The sequence below is a fragment of the thiotrophic endosymbiont of Bathymodiolus puteoserpentis (Logatchev) genome, assembly GCF_900127505.1.
GTDB lineage: Bacteria > Pseudomonadota > Gammaproteobacteria > PS1 > Pseudothioglobaceae > Thiodubiliella.
Genome location: NZ_UEXF01000019.1, coordinates 36,329 through 38,530, shown reverse-complemented (window position 1 = coordinate 38,530; position 2,202 = coordinate 36,329). Strand labels below are relative to the sequence as shown.

The following is a 2,202-nucleotide window of genomic DNA, read 5'->3' as shown; positions in this document are numbered from 1 at the left end:
ATAAGACGACAAACAGACCACTGTGCCATATTATGATTTCACTAGAACCCTACCACCAAGCCCACACCTACGACACAGGCAACAACCTAATCCACCTCTCACACCAAGCAAAAAGCAACACTTGGCAACAAACTCTCACTATCCACCCTAACAGCAACCGTGGCACTGAAACCCAACAATCCACCATCGACTTTGATGCCAACGGCAATCTATTAAACTTAAACAATATCGGTAACCTAGAGTGGTGCTACAACAATACCCTTAACAAACTCACCAAAGCAGACAAAAGCAACGCCACACAATACTATGTTTATAATTACCAAGGCAAACGAGTTCGCACTGTAACTGAATCTAAACACCAAGTGCAAAGCCAGAGAGGCTACCTGCCCTCACTAGATCTTTCAATCAACCAAGCAAAACAACAAAGTAGCACCCTGCACATCGGCACCCATATCCTGCGCGAAAGCAATAAAGACAACACACAAAACCCCATCCAAACTCGCTACCAACTCGCCAGCCACCTACAATCCAACGCCTTAGAATTGGATGACAAAGCCCAAACCCTTAGTTACGAATACTACTACCCCTACGGTGGCACTACCATCATTGCGGGTAAAGACAAAACCCAAGTGCAACAAAAACGCTATCGCTACACGGGTAAAGAAAGAGATGATAGTAGTGGTTTATGCTACTACGGGGCTAGATACCTAGCCCCATGGCTGTCAAGGTGGGTAAACCCTGATTCAGCAGGTGTTAGCTTGAATTTGTATGTTTATGTGGGTAATAATCCCCTTAAATATAGGGATCCAACAGGGCATATGAAAAAAACACCTGAACAAGAGGCTGTGGAAGAAGGTGCTGTTGGGGGAATAAATAATATAGAAATCGAAAGAGAAGTTTCTAAAGAATATAGAATAGATAAAGATGCACTATTACACAATTCAAGTAAGGAAATGGCTCAAATACAACAAGAAATTTTTCAATCACATGTTTTTAAAAAACTGAGTACATTAGAATCTTCTAGCCGAAACCGTGATCTTAGAGGATATGATCAGCGAACAATAAAAATAAAACAATTACGAAATAGTATAGATGGTCATATTGCCAATATAAATCAAACTGGCGTCCCCTTTCCCAATGATTCTATACAATTTTTTGCAAGCAAGGAATATGAGGATTTAGTCATTAACACATATAAAGTTGCTAATTGTTCGGAATGTGCACTTATTATGTTGAACGAGTTAAGAAAAAATCATTCTAATATGACAGCAGAATATCTACTCACAACAAAACCTGATCATGCCTTCAACTTAATTAATCGCGATCAACGCACCCCCATATTTGAACCTGAAAAATGGAATGAAAGTTCTTTAGTGGTAGACGCATGGGCAGGAAGCGTTTACACTAAAAAAGAATTTTCTAATGTAAACGAAAAATTATATTATTATGGCATTAGTAATAATATTACAGGATTGTCTCAACATATAATAAAATATGTTGGAAGCGGGGTGAGTTATCGAACATATCAAAAAAACAAGATGGACTCAGAAATATCTATGTTTTAACCTGTGAGCCCAGCCCAAATAGATGAAAAAAATAGTGCAGATCCTTGCTTTGCTTATTCATATATGGTGTTTTTAAAGATTTAGACTTATCGAAATTTGAATTTTTTATTTTAAAAACGCAGTTAAAAGTATCATAGTATTATCCACAATTAATCTAATTTAAATCAATATTGAGTAAACCAACCATGCAAACAAAAACTAGTCAAACTAAAGCACAAAAAGCCGTTAAGCAACCTAAGCAAGAAATAACACCTTCAATTAAACACAATGTTGCAGTGAACGATTCATCTCCTATTATCGATTTAGATCCTATGGCAGGCATCCAATCTAGTAATTCAGTAACCACAGGCACAATACAAATCGCCACAGGCGTTGCTTTTGATGCAGACATTGCAGACACCACCGATACGGATATTAAAACCATTAAAGTGGTGTTAGGCGGTGCTGGCTTGAATGAAGCAAACGATAAATTAGTATTAGATGCTGAGCTTGCGTTAAATGCCGATATTGCCAAAGTAACGGGTAAAACCATTGGCACAGTGAGTGGTTTAGAATATAGCTATACACACGCCTCTAAAACCCTAATCATCAACAAAACCTCAGGTGCTTTTAACCCTGCTGATGTGGCAAAAGTAGT

General features: G+C 38.1%; 2 protein-coding genes. Both read left to right on the top strand.

All coding sequences use genetic code 11. From position 1 onward, the window contains the following. The first annotated feature begins 32 nt into the window (after nt 1-32). Nucleotides 33-1,565, top strand: a complete 1,533-nt coding sequence (locus BHECKSOX2_RS02110) for an RHS repeat-associated core domain-containing protein (RefSeq protein WP_139682464.1) — start codon at nt 33-35, stop codon at nt 1,563-1,565. Between the two features lie 185 nt (nt 1,566-1,750). Beyond that, on the top strand, nt 1,751-2,202 hold a 452-nt coding region (locus BHECKSOX2_RS02105; protein WP_180323617.1), incomplete at its 3' end, for a hypothetical protein.